Origin of the sequence: Vibrio gazogenes (assembly GCF_002196515.1) — a bacterium.
Lineage (GTDB): Bacteria > Pseudomonadota > Gammaproteobacteria > Enterobacterales > Vibrionaceae > Vibrio > Vibrio gazogenes_A.
On the sequence record NZ_CP018835.1, the window covers coordinates 3,288,806 to 3,304,574 of the forward strand.

Genomic DNA, 15,769 nt, shown 5'->3' on the forward strand with positions numbered 1-15,769 from the left:
TAGACAGACAGCAAGCGACTTCAGCATCGTTCACGATCTGAAGTCGCTTTGGTGATGATTTCCGGCGCGTATCGCGTTGCCATGCCTGAATGTATCAAAGTTACCTGAACTGTATCACTTGAACTGGGTACAGAGCGATGTGAAAGAAAGTGTGAAGTGAACCGAGGATAGTTATTCACTCATATCAACGCTTTCATACCTTTATTACGAGTGCCTCGTAATGACGAATACTTGTCAAGACGCTCTCTTCCTATCCAGTTATTTTAATTCTGCCGGTTACTTTAATTGTCGCTTTTGCCAGCTCCTGACCACGGAGTAACGCCACAAACCATGAATCCCAAAATAGCCGAGCAGGGCACAGACGACACCACAAATTAAACAGCCCACAACCAGTGAAGGTGCAATGGTTGACATCTGTTGCGTGATATAGCTCCAAGACAGTTCGAAATGAAAGTGTTGGGGCGGTTCATGGAGCACCCAAGCGCCCAGCTTATAAGCAAAATAGAAGAGGACGGGCATGGTGATCGGGTTACTGACCCAAACCAAGGCAACAGAGAGTGGGAGATTGACACCACATGCGATAGCAAGTCCAGCAGACATAATCATCTGACTGGGCAGCGGAACAAATGCCATAAATAAGCCGACAGCAAAAGCACCAGCAGCTGAACGACGGTTCAGACACCATAAATTGGGGTTATACAACACGTTACCAAAGATTCTCAGGGCTTTTTGCCGTTTGATTAGTTCCCTGTCTGGTAAGAATCGCTTAATTAATTTTTTAGGCATATAAAACGATGGCTCTTATAAAAAACAACTGGTTGCTCAGTTCTTATTGTTTAACATTATTATCATCACCTTACTGGCCGAAGATGCCGGGCATGATTTATTGCTGGTGGGGTGTCTTACTGCTGTTTTTTGCTCTCCGGATTCATCAATTGTGGTACACAATTGGTATATGCACCGCATTGATATTGGTATTACTTCACGGAAATATATTCAAACGACAATCTGACGTTCTATTTCAATCTAAGCACGATATTACCATAAACGTTAAAGTTGACAGCTTTTTTACACCAAATAGTTTTGGCTATAGTGCGCAAGCGCAAGTGTTATCGATAAATAACACACCTATTAGGTGGTGGATGCAACCAAAAGTCAAGCTATATACAACGGGTCAATACGACCCCGGTGATATATTGAAAATGTCGGTAACGATCAAACCGATTACCGGTGTATTCAATGAAGCAGGATTTGATAGTGAACGCTATTTTTTCAGTCAAGGTATTGTGGCAAAAGTATTCGCCCGTTCTGATATTGAGGTAAAAAAGTCAGGAGATACTTGGCGTTATCGTCTGTTTCAGCAAGTGGCTCAGCAGCTCCGGGACGACTCGTTGAAAGGCATTATCTTGGCGCTTTCTTTTGCTAACCGTCATGATTTAACGGAGCAACAGTGGCAGGTTCTGAAAGAGAGTGGTTTAGCACATTTGATTGCTATCTCTGGTTTGCACATCGGTATTGCTTATTCATTTGGTTTTTTGCTTGGTATCCCCGTTTCTCGTTTAGGCCGTCGCTGGTTATGGACACCCGTTATCTTGGGTGGCTGTTCAGCTTTGATTTACGCATGGTTAGCCGGTTTTTCACTGCCGACCCAACGGGCGATACTGATGTTACTTATCCATATTGTACTCAGGATGAACCATAGTCGAGTCAGTCTCAGAGAGCGATTTTTACTCACGTTGAGCGGTATATTAACCATTCATCCGTTTGCTGGTATTTCAGCCAGTTTCTGGATGTCGTTTGCTGCGGTTTTCTTTGTCTTGTATTTGGTGAATCAAGAAAGAGATGTTCTACACCGTGATCGCGTTGGAAAACTGATACGACAGATGAAAGGGCATCTTGTATTAATGATCGGTATGTTGCCGGTCAGTGCTTACTTTTTTGGCGGGGTGAGTCTGATTTCCCCCCTGTATAACTTGGTATTTATTCCTTGGTTCAGTGTCTTGGTGGTACCTTTAGTTTTTGTCGGTTTGTTGGTCACGAGTTTAGGGGGCTCGGCCATCCTCATATGGCAGGTCATTCATGGGCTACTTGAACCGGTTATGTGGGCTGCCAGTTTCGCCGGACCGGCTTGGTTGTTTACCCCTTCTCATCTTATTGCTCTCTTGATTATTGCCACAACGGTTGTGTTACTTTGGCCCATCTTATCATCCCGTAGTCTCGGTTTTTTTCTGGTCATGATGTGCGGCTTTTCCGTTGGACGTAATACAACAACCGACTGGCAGATTGACATTCTGGATGTCGGTCATGGTTTGTCAGTCTTAATTGGGAGACATGGGCATTACATTCTCTATGACACGGGTAAAAGCTGGCCGGGTGGGAGTATGGTTCAGTCGGTGGTCACACCCATTTTAAGACAGCGAGGGATTCGTCATCTCGATGGTTTAATTCTCAGTCATTTGGATAATGATCATGCCGGGGGGCGTTTTGAACTTGAAAAAGTCTGGCATCCCCAATGGAAACGAGCCAGTGAGTTTCTGCCGGGATATCAGCCTTGTGCGCAAGGGCATTCATGGCAATGGCAAGGATTAACGTTTGATGTTTTATGGCCACCGAAACGTGTTGTAAAAGCAGATAATGATGCTTCATGTACGCTTCGGATTTCTGATGATGACGGACATTCTATTCTGTTGACCGGTGATATTGAAAAGGGGAGTGAATGGCAGATGTTACAACAGGACCTGCCGCTTGGCAGTGACGTGGTGATTGTGCCTCATCATGGCAGCGATACATCCTCTTCTCCTTTATGGGTTAAACGGGTTGGTGCCGAGTTAGCGATTGCCTCTTTAGCTGGGGTGAATCGCTGGCATTTACCGAATAAGGGAGTCGTCAAACGCTATCAGCAAAATGGCACGCAATGGCTGGATACGGCTATATCCGGTCAGGTTCGGGTCATCATTTCCGGTCAAAAACGCGAGGTCAATACAATGCGTAGTGAGACCTTCTCGCCATGGTATAGGCAGACGCTGCGTAAACAGGTAGAATGGCGCGGTTATTCTCGATGAAAAGTACCATGGTATCTATGTCAAATATAAATGATGAAACGACTTGGCAAACGTTTAAGCGTCTTTGGGTTTATATCCGCTTATATAAGTCAGGTTTGTTTGTTGCCGTTATTGCTCTGATTATTAATGCTGCGTCGGATACCTACATGGTTTCCCTGCTCAAGCCCCTGTTGGATGAAGGGTTTGGTTCCGCTGAATCTAACTTCCTGAAAATACTGCCACTGATTATCCTAGCCATGATGCTGATTCGCGGATTCAGTGGCTTCGTGTCATCATATTGCTTGAGTTGGGTCTCGGGGAACGTCGTAATGATGATGCGACGTAAAATATTTAGCCATTTCATGCATATGCCGGTGAGCTTCTTTGACAAGGAATCAACCGGTGGATTGTTGTCAAGAATTACCTATGACACGGAACAGGTTGCCGGGGCTACAAGTCGGGCATTGGTCAGTATTGTCCGCGAAGGGGCCAGTATTGTCGGTTTACTGGCATTGATGTTCTGGAATAGCTGGGAGTTATCTCTGGTTTTGATTGTGGTCGCGCCCGTTGTCGCTGTGGCTATCAGGGTTGTGTCGAAACGGTTTCGGAAAATATCAAGAAACATGCAGGATGCGATGGGGCAGGTCACTTCGTCTGCGGAGCAGATGCTGAAAGGTCACAAAGTGGTTCTCAGCTATGGCGGTCATGATGTTGAATGCAAGCGTTTCGATGATGTGAGCAACCGGATGCGTCAACAGACGATGAAACTGGTCGCTGCTCAGGCTATCGCGAACCCTGTCATACAGATGATTGCTTCTTTGGCATTGGTCACGGTGTTATTTCTAGCCAGTGTGGACTCGATTCGTTCCGAGTTGACTCCCGGCACATTTACGGTGATTTTTTCTGCAATGTTCGGTTTGATGCGTCCATTAAAAGCGTTGACGAATGTCACGTCAGATTTTCAACGTGGGATGGCTGCCAGTCAGACATTATTCTCATTGATCGATCTGGAGACAGAAAAAGATACCGGTCATTATGAAGCAGAGGCGGTGACAGGGTTAGTTCAAGTCAATGACGTGACGTTTACCTATCAGGGTAAAGAAAAACCGACGCTTTCGCATATTTCTTTTGCCATCAAACCAGGTCATACCGTTGCTTTGGTTGGTCGTTCTGGATCGGGGAAAAGTACCATTGCCAGCTTATTTACCCGTTTTTATGATGTGGACGATGGTGTGATTCAGTTAGACGGGCAAGATATCCGAGATTATAAGTTGACCAATCTCAGAAAACATTTTGCGTTGGTTTCGCAAAATGTGCACCTATTTAACGATACGATCGCAAATAACATTGCCTATGCGGCAGAGGGTCTTTATACCCGGGAACAAATTGAACACGCCGCCCGACAAGCACATGCGATGGAATTCATTCAGCATATGCCCGCAGGTCTAGATACCTTGATCGGGGAGAATGGTGCCAGCCTGTCTGGCGGACAACGGCAGCGGATCGCGATCGCCCGGGCGCTGCTCAGAGATGCACCGATTCTGATTTTGGATGAAGCGACATCCGCACTGGATACCGAATCAGAACGGGCGATTCAGGAAGCTTTGGCTGAATTGCAGAAGAATAAGACGGTTCTGGTGATTGCACACCGGTTATCAACGATTGAAGAAGCCGATGAAATTTTGGTGATCGATGAAGGTGAAATTATCGAAAGAGGCCACCATGTAGCGCTACTAGAAAAACATGGTGCCTATGCTCAACTTCATCGTACACAGTTTGGTAGTTAAATCGTGATTGAGGATATCTGGTTTAAACGTCATATTGTCGGTCGGTTATTGGCACCGATCTTATGGCCGCTGAGTTTGCTATATCGCTGGATCAGCGAATCGCGCAGAAAAGCCTATCAACAAGGGCGCAAGCCAACTTATCGTGCACCAGTTCCGGTGATTGTTGTCGGCAATATTACCGCTGGCGGAAACGGTAAAACCCCAGTGGTTGTTTGGCTGGTGGAAGCATTGCAGCAGATGGGGATGACACCGGGTGTCATTTCTCGGGGGTACGGTGGCAAAGCGCCACAATATCCATTACTGGTGACTCAAGAGACACCGGTTCACCATTGTGGTGATGAACCGAAACTGATACATCAGCGAACAGGCGCACCGGTTGCCGTGGCACCACACCGCGAAGATGCAGTGAAAGCATTATTAACGCAAGGTGTGAATGTCGTGGTTGCTGATGATGGTTTACAGCATTATGCGCTGGCGCGGGATATTGAAATTGTGGTTGTTGATGGTCAACGGCGGTTTGGTAATCAGCGGTTTATTCCTTACGGCCCGTTGCGTGAGTCGCTGCAACGACTGACATCGGTGGATTTTGTCATTAACAATGGTGGTTCCCCTGAATCGAATGAGATTTCAATGACACTGACGCCTCAGCAAGCGGTTCATCTTTGCTCCGGTACCCGTTGTGATGTCGCGCAGTTAGGAAAATTAGCTGCTATTGCAGGAATTGGTAATCCGCCACGTTTTTTTCAGACACTATTGCATTTAGGCGCATCTTTGGTGACAACCCGAGAATTTGCTGATCACTATCAATATGGTGTCCATGATATTGAGGGGATTGCAGAAGAAGCCGAACGTGTCATCATGACGGAAAAAGATGCTGTGAAATGTCTTTCTTTTGCGCAAGATAACTGGTGGTATTTACCCGTATCTGCGACGTTCCAACCGATGGATGCGCAAAAAATATTACGATCAATTGAAGAGGTTATTAAACATTATGGATCATCGTCTGCTTGAAATTGTTGCCTGTCCGGTATGTAAAGGAAAACTGACCTATGATAAAGAGCAACAAGAGTTGATTTGTAAATTTGATCGGCTTGCATATCCAATTCGAGAGGGAATCCCTGTGTTGCTAGAGCCAGAAGCACGAACCATGTCAATGGAAGAGGGGCGCTGATGACGACTGCCTATACTGTTGTGATTCCTGCGCGTTACCAGTCTTCTCGGTTACCGGGAAAGCCACTGGCTGATATTGGCGGGAAGAGCATGATCCAGCGTGTTTATGAACAGGCGATTCAGTCTGGCGCGGAACGAGTTGTGGTCGCAACAGATGATGAAAGAATTGAACAGGCTGTGAAATCCTTTGGTGGACAAGTCTGTATGACAGGATCTGAACATGAATCCGGTACGGAGCGATTGGCGGAAGTTGTCCGAAAATTATCGATTCCGGATGAGCATATCGTCGTTAACGTTCAAGGGGATGAGCCATTGATTCCGCCTGCGATTATTACGCAAGTGGCCGAAAATCTGGCAAGTCACAATGTCCCGATGGCAACCCTCGCGGTTGAAATTACTGACCGGGAAGAAGTGTTCAATCCTAATGTCGTCAAGGTTGTTACAGACCATCAAGGGTATGCACTCTATTTTAGTCGTGCAAGCATTCCCTGGGATCGCGACCAATATGGTCAGCAGCAGCCTGAAATTCATACTCCATTATTACGGCATATTGGTCTCTATGCTTATCGTGCCGGATTTATTCAGACTTATATTCAGTGGGCACCAAGCCAACTGGAGAAAATTGAAAGTTTGGAACAGCTACGTGTCCTTTGGTACGGTGAAAAGATTCATGTGGATGTTGCTTTGGAAACACCCCCGATTGGGGTCGATACTGAGGCAGATTTGGCACACCTTCGCGCAATTATCGCCCAAAACCACTAATAGAAACGGATGGGAAATCCCATCCGTTTTGTATGATGACCGGATGTTGATCTCACGGTCACGCTGGTGGATTTTATGCTTTTACGGTGTTGAGAGCTGTGTCGTCTCCTTGCTAGGACAAACAGCCAACCGCTCTCGTCTGCCGGTATCTTTGACTTCTTCAAGAATGACTTCAAACCCCCATAAGCGGTGCAAATGTTTTAAAACTTCTTCATAGCTCGGATCGAGTGGGATACGGTCATGAGGAACGTACTGGAGAGAGAGGGAACGATCCCCCCGGATGTCAACATTGTAAACCTGAATGTTGGGTTCAATATTACTCAGGTTGTACTGTGCGGCGAGCTTTTCTCGGACTTTCTGATAGCCCAGTTCATCATGGATCGCATTGACTTCAATAAAATTCTTACGGTCATCATCTGTAATAGCAAATAGTTTGAAATCTCGAATAAGTTTAGGGGAGAGGTACTGACTGATAAAACTCTCATCTTTGAAATTTTGCATCGCAAAATGAACCGCGTCCAGCCAATCAGTTCCGGCCAGATTCGGGAACCATTCTTTATCTTCCTCCGTTGGCTCCTGACAGATACGCTGAATATCTTTGAACATAGCAAACCCTAACGCGTATGGGTTGATACCACTGTAGTAGGGGCTATTATACGATGGCTGAGCAACCACACTGGTGTGACTGTGAAGAAATTCGAGAATGAATTTTTCAGAGACCAGACCTTCATCATAGAGGTGGTTTAAAATCGTATAGTGCCAGAACGTAGCCCATCCTTCATTCATGACCTGGGTCTGTTTCTGAGGATAGAAGTATTGGCTGATTTTTCTGACAATTCGGACTATCTCGCGCTGCCATGGTTCAAGTAAAGGCGCATGTTTTTCAATGAAATAGAGTATGTTTTCCTGCGGCTCACTCGGAAATCGAATTCGCTCATCCTCTGATTTTTGTTCGGTTTTCGGAAGTGTTTTCCAGAGTTCATTCACCTGAGATTGTAAGTACATCTCGCGTTGCTCTTGGCGAATTTTTTCTTCAGTAATCGATATTTTTTCTGGTCTTTTATATCGATCCACGCCGAAATTCATCAGGGCATGGCAAGAATCTAAAGTATCCTCGACTTCGGTGACCCCATATTTTTCTTCACACTCGCGGATATAGTTTTTGGCGAATAGTAAATAGTCAATGATAGAACTGGCATCTGTCCATGCTTGAAACAGATAGTTCCCTTTAAAGAATGAATTATGCCCGTAGCAGGCATGAGCCATGACCAGTGCTTGCATGGTGACGGTATTTTCTTCCATCAGATAAGCAATGCAAGGGTCAGAATTGATGACAATCTCGTAGGCCAATCCCATTTGGCCATGTTTATAACCTTGTTCTGTCTGAATGAATTTTTTACCAAAAGACCAGTGGTTGTAGTTGATCGGCATACCGATACTTGAGTAGGCATCCATCATTTGTTCCGACGTGATAACCTCTATCTGGTTGGGATAAGTATCAAGACGATAATGCTCTGCAACCCGCTTGATCTCGGTGTGATAGCGTTCGAGTAAATCAAAGGTCCAGTCCGGTCCGTCCGGGAGCCGTTTACTTTGGTGCTTGTCAGGTGTCGACTTTGTTTTGGTTACCATTCAAAAGCCCCTCCTAAGCTGTTGTTTCTTTCTGAAACAATTCCCTGAATACGGGGAAAATATCATCCACGGACTGAATATTTTTCATGGCAAAGTTATCAAAGCTTGTCTGTAACTTTTCATATTCATGCCAGAGTGTCTGATGAGAGCGGTGTGTGATTTCAATATATGCGTAGTATTGACAGCACGGTAGTAGGTTTTCAGTGAGTATTGAACGACAGCGAGGAGAATCATCTGCCCAGTTATCTCCGTCAGATGCCTGTGCTGCGTAGATATTCCATTGATTAACCGGATAACGTTCTTCCACAATTTCATGCATCAATTTGAGGGCACTGGATACAATGGTTCCTCCAGTTTCTTGTGAGTAGAAAAACTCATGTTCATCTACTTCTTTCGCTTGTGTGTGGTGACGGATGAATACAACTTCAACATTTTTGTAAGTCCGGGTTAAAAATAGATAGAGGAGGACGTAAAAACGTTTCGCAATATCTTTAGTCGCCTGATCCATTGAACCCGACACATCCATCAGACAAAACATGACGGCTTGACTGGAAGGGATAGGGCGTTTCTCATAGTTTTTATAACGCAAATCGAACGTATCAATAAATGGGACTTGATCGATTTTTTTTCGGATATCCAAAATTTCCTGTTGTAGGCGTTTCTCTTCCAGAGGTTGTGCCGGTTCCAGATTCTGAATTTCTGCCAGTGTTTCTTCGAGTTCATGAAGTAAGCGGCGTTTACCGGAAGTCATTGCTGTTCTTCTTGCCAGCGATTGTTGGAGTGAACGGACAATTGAAATATTGGCTGGCACGCCGGCAGTTTGATAGCCAGACCGATGCGTTTTCCATTCGACGATTCGATTGACTTGCTGTTTTTTCAGATTCGGCAGGGCCAAGTCGTCAAATAAGATATCCAAGTATTCATCTTTAGATATCTGGAACACAAAATCATCGCTACCTTCACCATCGGCACTGGCATCGCCCTGACCGGATCCACTGCCGCCACCTTGTTGCGGGCGGTCAATTTTGTCACCCGTAATGAATTGATCATTTCCGGGATGCACACGTTCTTTCAGGCCACCTTTCCCCTCATGAAAACTTGGCTCTTTGATGTCTTTACTAGGGATTGCGATATCTTCCCCAGATTCGGTATTGGTAATAGAGCGACGATTCACCGCATCCGCAATCGACTCTTTAATTTGTTGCTTGTGGCGGCGGAGAAAACGTTGGCGATTCACCGCACTCTTATTTTTACCATTTAATCTTCTGTCAATAAATTGCGCCATGAATATCCCCTTTACTTAACATCACCGAACAACAACCTAATTGGGTCTACGAGTTGTCGTATGGCTCTCTCGGCATAGAAGCAGAAGCGGTTGAGCACTGTGTTTCTCAACGCGCCATCATCAAGTTGTACCGCTTTAAAGTTTACGTAAACACGTTAAAGCGGCGCCTTTTGACGTCTGCCTCCGACCACACCGAGCGTATGGTGCAAGATGATTTATGACGATTTACGAACACGTAAATACCATTCGGATAACAATCTGACTTGTTTCTCGGTATAGCCTTTTTCCATCATCCGCGCGACGAAATCATCATGTTTTCTCTGTTCTTCAGAGGATGTTTTCGTATTGAAAGAAATAACCGGTAAGAGCTCCTCTGTATTGGAGAACATTTTTTTCTCAATCACAGTGCGCAGTTTTTCATAACTGGTCCATACAGGATTTTTACCACTGTTATTCGCTCTGGCACGTAACACAAAGTTAACGATTTCATTCCGGAAATCTTTTGGATTACTGATACCAGCGGTTTTTTCGATTTTTTCCAGCTCACTATTGAGCGCGGAGCGATCAAACAGTTGGCCGGTTTCCGGATCGCGATATTCTTGATCCTGAATCCAAAAGTCCGCATAAGTGACGTAACGGTCAAAGATGTTTTGCCCATATTCAGAATAAGACTCCAGATAAGCGGTCTGGATCTCTTTGCCGATGAACTCAACATATCTGGGCACCAGATAACCTTTGAGATATTCGAGATATCGTTCGGCAGTATCCTGAGGGAACTGTTCCCGCTCTATCTGCTGTTCGATGACATAAAACAGATGCACTGGGTTGGCCGCAACTTCTGTCTGATCAAAGTTGAATACACGGGAGAGTATTTTGAAGGCAAAACGTGTTGATAGACCGTTCATCCCTTCATCCACACCGGCATAGTCTCGATACTCCTGATAGCTCTTCGCCTTCGGATCGGTATCTTTGAGTGTCTCACCATCGTAGACTCGCATTTTGGAGAAAATGGACGAGTTTTCCGGGACTTTGAGACGAGACAGAACACTAAATTGTGCCAGTGTTTCTAAGGTGCTGGGTGAGCAAGGCGCAAGAGACAGTTCACTGTGATCCAATAGTTTTTGATAGATTTTGACTTCTTCCGAGACGCGTAAGCAGTAAGGCACTTTGACGATATATACCCGATCCAGAAATGCCTCGTTATTTTTATTGTTCCGGAATGCCTGCCATTCTGACTCATTCGAGTGAGCGAGGATCATGCCTTCAAATGGTAAGGCGGATAAACCTTCCGTTCCGTTATAGTTCCCTTCCTGAGTTGCAGTCAGCAGGGGATGCAGCACTTTAATCGGTGCTTTAAACATCTCGACAAATTCCATCAAACCCTGATTGGAGCGACAAAGCGCGCCAGAGTAACTATACGCATCGGGGTCATCCTGAGAGAAATGTTCCAATTTACGAATATCAACCTTACCGACGAGTGAAGAAATGTCTTGGTTGTTTTCATCTCCCGGTTCTGTTTTTGCGATAGCAACTTGATCCAGTATGGATGGGCGTAATTTGACGACTTTGAATTTTGTGATATCCCCGCCAAATTCATGGAGTCGTTTGGCTGCCCATGGTGACATGATGCTCCGGAGGTAGCGTTGATCAATGCCGTATTCGGTTTTGAGCAGCTCTCCGTCTTCACTGATGTCGAACAGGCTGAATGGATGGTCATTCACCGGACTACGTTGCCCATTTGCACTGAGTACGTAGATAGGCATCTGCTGCATTAATGATTTTAGTTTTTCTGCAAGTGATGATTTACCACCCCCGACAGGGCCAAGTAAATAGAGAATTTGTTTCCGTTCTTCAAGTCCTTGAGCAGCATGTTTTAGGTAAGAGACAATTTGCTCAATGGATTCTTCCATCCCATAAAAGTCTTTAAAAGTATCATAACGAGAGATCACCCGATTCGAGAAAATACGGCTCAAACGGGGATCTTTTGATGTATCGATGACTTTAGGCTCACCAATGGCTAATAGTAGACGCTCGGCAGCATTAGCATAGGCACTTTTATCTTCTTTACATAACTGTAAGAAGTCTTGTAGTGATAACTCTTCTTCCTTCGCTGCTTCATAACGCGCTTGAAAATGGTCGAATATACTCATAGCTCATTCCCTCTAAAATGTCTTGACGACATGTCAACGCTTCAACACAAATCGCACACTCTTTAAGACTAGTCGCTAATTAGCAATTCTGCTTACAAAATATGCGTTTAATCAAAAAATTTGGTCTGCGTCATACTCGGTGTTTAAATGATTTGTTAAATGAATGTTTTATCAATTTAACAAAAAATCGCGCATTGCGGAGGGTCTAAAATGACCTCAGTAGAGAGGTCGATGGTTTGCGTTTGAGTAATAAATCTGATTGATTGTGTTTTCGGGCGATAGGAGGTTATCGCCCGGATTGGTATGCTCAGTTAAGCGTTAAAAATCTGCTGGAATTCAGAGACAGAGAGGTGGTATTGACGGGGACATGATTGCCATTTTGCGGCCATACGGCGGTATTTATCCAGCATAGGTACCTGACTGTTAAACTGGTGTTCACCCTGTTCAAAGTGGGTATATAACTTCTCGGAGTTGACTAAGAAGCGTACATAGTGAACCAATTGTGTTTCTGTCGATAAATCAAAGCCTAAAAATTGCAGGCGTCTTGCATCAATCTTGTCCTGATCCCCTTCAGTTAACTGCTTATAGGACTCTTGCATCGCATGATACATTTCCATGATATTGATGATTTCACTGCATTCACTCTCTGGCAAACAGCCAAATTCTTTATCCAGCTCCCGTATGTGCAATTCATAACCACGTTCAATAATTGTTCTGAAACGCTTATATTTTTCAGCATTTTCTGGGTCAAGCTGGGTCATCAATAAATATTGATTGGATAGGATAAGGCGTTGAGCATTGGTCATTTCCATAGCAAATTCCTACTCGAATGATAAAAGATTGTTATCAGTAGAGTAACGTGAATTTTAGGTCTGAAATATGATCTCAATACGGATTTTATCGGATTTGTATGATTTGGTTACCGAGATGTTTCATTTTTGAGCATCTCGGTCTTGGTAAGCGTGGTTAATATTTCACATTGGCATGATATTGACTCAAGATTGAAACAATATTATCCATCGTCTCTTTTGACGGGGGTTGAACGCCATCAAGGGGGTAGTCTATGCCCATGGCCTCCCATTTATGTGCCCCGAGTTTGTGATAGGGCAGAAGTTCTATCTTCTCAATATTATCCATATCTTGAATAAATTGCCCCAACTGATGCGCAGCGTCTTCATCGTCAGTGTATCCGGGGACTATCACATAGCGAATCCACGTTGTTTGACCGATTTTATGCAGGTAGCGGGCGAAATCTAACGTTCGGTGATTGGATACACCGATGAGCTTTTGGTGAATCTCATCCTGCATGTGTTTGATATCCAGCATCACCAAATCTGTAACGTCAAGCAGTTCATCAATGACGGGGGTGTGTTTACGGACATAGCCATTGGTATCAAGGCAGGTATGCATGCCTTCAGCTTTGGCGGCTCTGAAAAAATCTCTGACAAATTCAGGCTGTAGAACCGCCTCGCCACCAGAACACGTGACGCCACCACCAGATGCATTCATAAAGTGGCGGTAAGATTTGGCTTCTTGAATGATATCTTCGACAGAAATCAGTTTTCCTGCATGAACGTCCCAAGTATCTCTGTTATGGCAATACATGCAGCGCATCAAACACCCTTGCATGAACACAATAAAACGAATACCCGGACCATCAACGGTGCCACATGTCTCAAAAGAATGGATACGACCTAGAGTTGACATGATGATTTCTCTTTGGAGGATTTACCCGTCATTTTATTACATTTCCATGCTTAGATATAGATCTAACTCACCAGAGCATACTGAATGTGTGCGTTTTTAAATTCTGATTCTTTGAATGGGTAAGAATCAGAATCATATTGTTTTTAATACTTTTAATTCTGATTCTCATATCAGGTGAGCGATGTCGAAGTCGGCCTCGACCGCGCAAACGAAGCATTTACTTTTCTGTATAAAGTTGTAGTAATTTTGTGACGCGTGTAATAAATTTGTTGGTAACAAAAGGATTGATATTGGTTCAAAAATTTGCTTTTTAAACGCTGACTTGAGTGAAGGATATTGTGGTCATGGATGTACTGAAATTATCGCAAAAGCGGAAGATTGCTATTTTCATTGTTGTTTTATGTTTTGGTTTTTTAGCGATGGGGGGATTTATTGCTCGCAAGTTATCGATGATGACATCTCAGTATGATTTGAGTGGGGGGATTTCTCAGGGAACAACCAAGTTATTTGCCTCTCAGACAAAATTATTGTCTCTGGCAGCAGAAAGAAATGCGCTCCAGATTAAAGATGTTGCCCGCGTGACGGAATTACTGGCAGGATTGAGTCACGATATCGATAAGGATGTCACTTTTCTTAAAAATGCAGGCTTTGAGCGTGAAGGTGAGATGCTCTATGAAGCGATGACCCGGTTTGAAAACGCGATGCATCCTTGGCTGAAAACTAAATCTGAGCTGGGGTTTAACTTCAGCGAAGGGAAAGAGGGGGAGTTGACACAGCTTGCTGCGCAGATCGAGGCAAAGATTGAAGAAACAGGGATGGTGACGATTCGTTCTGATTTTCGGGCAATGATCAAAGCCCAGCAGAATTATTTATTGGCACCGAATGAAAAAAATCTCAAGTTATTCAATCGTGCCATGGCAACCTTTATCAACACATCTAAGCTTTACGCAGCCCTGTCGGGCTACCAATCGGAAGTTGACCAGTTTAAACAGACTTTTGCCCGGGTTGGTGAATTATCTCAACAAGTAAAAAATTATGAACGGGAACTCTCGGCATCAGAGCAAGCCGTTCAGCAATTAATTCAGAATGCTTCCGAGCAATTAAAAACGGTTAGTCATGATTATCAGCAGACCGCTCATCGGGAAGCAACACAAACATTGTGGTCGGTGATGGCAGCTTGTGCGTTGCTTGCTGCGATTACGATTACCATTTTTATCACTCTGAGATTATCTTTGACGCGAGCTCTGACGCAGACAAAAATATTTCTGGATGCGTTATCTCAAGGCGATCTATCAAAGCGTTTACCGATCTCGACGAATCCAGAGGATGAATTTAATCAACTGGCTATCGCTTTGAATGATAGTTGTGAGCATCTAGGGCTGTTGGTGAATCAGGTACAGCAAAACAGTCAAGCATTGTCTGGTGACGCCGCAGACCTTAATGATGGTTTAGACCAGCTCATGTCCGCTCAGACTCAGATTGTCCGTCAAACCGATTTGCTTGCTTCTGCGACGGAGCAAGTTAGTGTCACGACTCAGGAAGTGAGTCACTCACTTGAATTTGTGGCGGATGTGAGTCAAGCATCAACCGCTGCAGCACAGTCAGGGGGGGAAGTGATTGAGACGGCCATTCAGTCCATTCAGGATGTCGGCAACATTTTGAATTCAGCTGCCGGTCATATTCAGCAACTGGAGTCAGCTTCAGAGAAAGTGGATGCCATCATGGACATTATCAATGGCATTGCTGAGCAGACCAATTTACTGGCTTTAAATGCTGCGATTGAAGCTGCCCGGGCTGGTGAACAGGGGCGGGGATTTGCTGTCGTTGCTGATGAAGTTCGCAATCTCGCTGTCAAAACTGTTGATGCCGTATCCGAAATAACCGAAACCATCGAGACGATGAAACGTGAAAGTGCAGAAGTGATTCAGTCTATCACCCAGTCTGAAGATTCGATGAAACGCGGGCAAGAGCTGGGACAGGAAGCGATACAGGCGCTTTCTCATATCACTGAAAAAACTAATGAAGCGGCCAATCAGACAGCAATGATTTTTGAATCAATCAAAGAATTAGCGGTAACCAGTCACTCGATGGCTGATAACATGGTGCAGATTTCATCTTCGATGAAAAACTTGGAAGAGAATAATCAAAGGCTCAGAAAAACCAGTAAGGTTGTCGCTCAGCGTTCAACGCATCTTTCAGAGGATTGCCAACGTTTCGCGGTATAAGCCAATCTAT

The 15,769-nt window shown here is 44.6% G+C and carries 12 protein-coding genes; 6 read left to right on the top strand and 6 right to left on the bottom strand.

What is annotated here, in order from left to right; genetic code table 11:
• Nucleotides 1–276 precede the first annotated feature (276 nt).
• A complete protein-coding gene (locus BSQ33_RS14970; protein ID WP_021020117.1) occupies nt 277–786 on the bottom strand; it encodes a DUF2062 domain-containing protein in 510 nt (169 codons plus the stop codon).
• Between the two features lie 92 nt (nt 787–878).
• Here BSQ33_RS14970 and BSQ33_RS14975 point away from each other — a divergent pair, with 92 nt between their 5' ends.
• The 5 genes from BSQ33_RS14975 to kdsB are packed head-to-tail and all read left to right on the top strand — an operon-like array spanning nt 879 to nt 6,760.
• Nucleotides 879–3,062: a DNA internalization-related competence protein ComEC/Rec2 gene (locus BSQ33_RS14975; protein WP_232471986.1), complete on the top strand. Its 2,184-nt coding sequence runs from the start codon at nt 879–881 to the stop codon at nt 3,060–3,062.
• Between the two features lie 17 nt (nt 3,063–3,079).
• Complete coding sequence (gene msbA, locus BSQ33_RS14980) at nt 3,080–4,828, top strand: lipid A ABC transporter ATP-binding protein/permease MsbA (protein WP_027694163.1); 1,749 nt, start codon at nt 3,080–3,082, stop codon at nt 4,826–4,828.
• Between the two features lie 3 nt (nt 4,829–4,831).
• Complete coding sequence (gene lpxK / locus BSQ33_RS14985) at nt 4,832–5,839, top strand: tetraacyldisaccharide 4'-kinase (RefSeq protein WP_021020120.1); 1,008 nt, start codon at nt 4,832–4,834, stop codon at nt 5,837–5,839.
• A complete protein-coding gene (locus tag BSQ33_RS14990; protein ID WP_021020121.1) occupies nt 5,820–5,999 on the top strand; it encodes a Trm112 family protein in 180 nt (59 codons plus the stop codon). Before lpxK ends, BSQ33_RS14990 begins: the two co-directional genes overlap by 20 nt.
• Nucleotides 5,999–6,760, top strand: coding sequence for a 3-deoxy-manno-octulosonate cytidylyltransferase (gene kdsB, locus BSQ33_RS14995; RefSeq protein WP_088134431.1), 762 nt, complete (start codon nt 5,999–6,001; stop codon nt 6,758–6,760). The genes BSQ33_RS14990 and kdsB overlap by 1 nt, the downstream gene beginning before the upstream one ends.
• Before the next feature lie 81 nt (nt 6,761–6,841).
• Here kdsB and BSQ33_RS15000 read toward each other — a convergent pair whose 3' ends face one another.
• From BSQ33_RS15000 to pflA, 5 genes are all read right to left on the bottom strand, one after another.
• Nucleotides 6,842–8,392 carry a SpoVR family protein gene (locus BSQ33_RS15000; RefSeq protein WP_021020123.1) on the bottom strand — a complete coding sequence of 517 codons (1,551 nt, stop codon included), beginning with the start codon at nt 8,390–8,392 and terminating at the stop codon, nt 6,842–6,844.
• A gap of 13 nt (nt 8,393–8,405) precedes the next feature.
• Nucleotides 8,406–9,677: a YeaH/YhbH family protein gene (locus BSQ33_RS15005; protein WP_021020124.1), complete on the bottom strand. Its 1,272-nt coding sequence runs from the start codon at nt 9,675–9,677 to the stop codon at nt 8,406–8,408.
• A gap of 215 nt (nt 9,678–9,892) precedes the next feature.
• Entirely contained in the window at nt 9,893–11,827 is a 1,935-nt protein-coding gene (locus BSQ33_RS15010; protein ID WP_021020125.1) for a PrkA family serine protein kinase, read from the bottom strand.
• A 311-nt stretch (nt 11,828–12,138) separates the two neighbouring features.
• Complete coding sequence (locus BSQ33_RS15015) at nt 12,139–12,639, bottom strand: YfbU family protein (RefSeq protein ID WP_021020126.1); 501 nt, start codon at nt 12,637–12,639, stop codon at nt 12,139–12,141.
• Between the two features lie 154 nt (nt 12,640–12,793).
• Nucleotides 12,794–13,534, bottom strand: a complete 741-nt coding sequence (gene pflA, locus BSQ33_RS15020; RefSeq protein WP_074373843.1) for a pyruvate formate lyase 1-activating protein — start codon at nt 13,532–13,534, stop codon at nt 12,794–12,796.
• A 344-nt stretch (nt 13,535–13,878) separates the two neighbouring features.
• On the opposite strand from pflA, the gene BSQ33_RS15025 reads away from it, so the two are divergent.
• On the top strand, nt 13,879–15,759 hold the full coding sequence (locus BSQ33_RS15025; RefSeq protein WP_088134432.1) for a methyl-accepting chemotaxis protein: 1,881 nt from the start codon (nt 13,879–13,881) through the stop codon (nt 15,757–15,759).
• The last annotated feature ends 10 nt before the right edge of the window (nt 15,760–15,769 follow it).

Bases quoted from the DNA above. Each gene is read 5' to 3' on its own strand.
- pflA (WP_074373843.1), bottom strand. From the start codon at position 13,534: ATGTCAACTCTAGGTCGTATCCATTCTTTTGAGACATGTGGCACCGTT.
- BSQ33_RS15025 (WP_088134432.1), top strand. From the start codon at position 13,879: ATGGATGTACTGAAATTATCGCAAAAGCGGAAGATTGCTATTTTCATT.
- BSQ33_RS14970 (WP_021020117.1), bottom strand. From the start codon at position 786: ATGCCTAAAAAATTAATTAAGCGATTCTTACCAGACAGGGAACTAATC.
- kdsB (WP_088134431.1), top strand. From the start codon at position 5,999: ATGACGACTGCCTATACTGTTGTGATTCCTGCGCGTTACCAGTCTTCT.
- BSQ33_RS15015 (WP_021020126.1), bottom strand. From the start codon at position 12,639: ATGGAAATGACCAATGCTCAACGCCTTATCCTATCCAATCAATATTTA.
- BSQ33_RS15010 (WP_021020125.1), bottom strand. From the start codon at position 11,827: ATGAGTATATTCGACCATTTTCAAGCGCGTTATGAAGCAGCGAAGGAA.
- BSQ33_RS14990 (WP_021020121.1), top strand. From the start codon at position 5,820: ATGGATCATCGTCTGCTTGAAATTGTTGCCTGTCCGGTATGTAAAGGA.
- BSQ33_RS15000 (WP_021020123.1), bottom strand. From the start codon at position 8,392: ATGGTAACCAAAACAAAGTCGACACCTGACAAGCACCAAAGTAAACGG.
- msbA (WP_027694163.1), top strand. From the start codon at position 3,080: ATGTCAAATATAAATGATGAAACGACTTGGCAAACGTTTAAGCGTCTT.
- BSQ33_RS14975 (WP_232471986.1), top strand. From the start codon at position 879: ATGATTTATTGCTGGTGGGGTGTCTTACTGCTGTTTTTTGCTCTCCGG.
- BSQ33_RS15005 (WP_021020124.1), bottom strand. From the start codon at position 9,677: ATGGCGCAATTTATTGACAGAAGATTAAATGGTAAAAATAAGAGTGCG.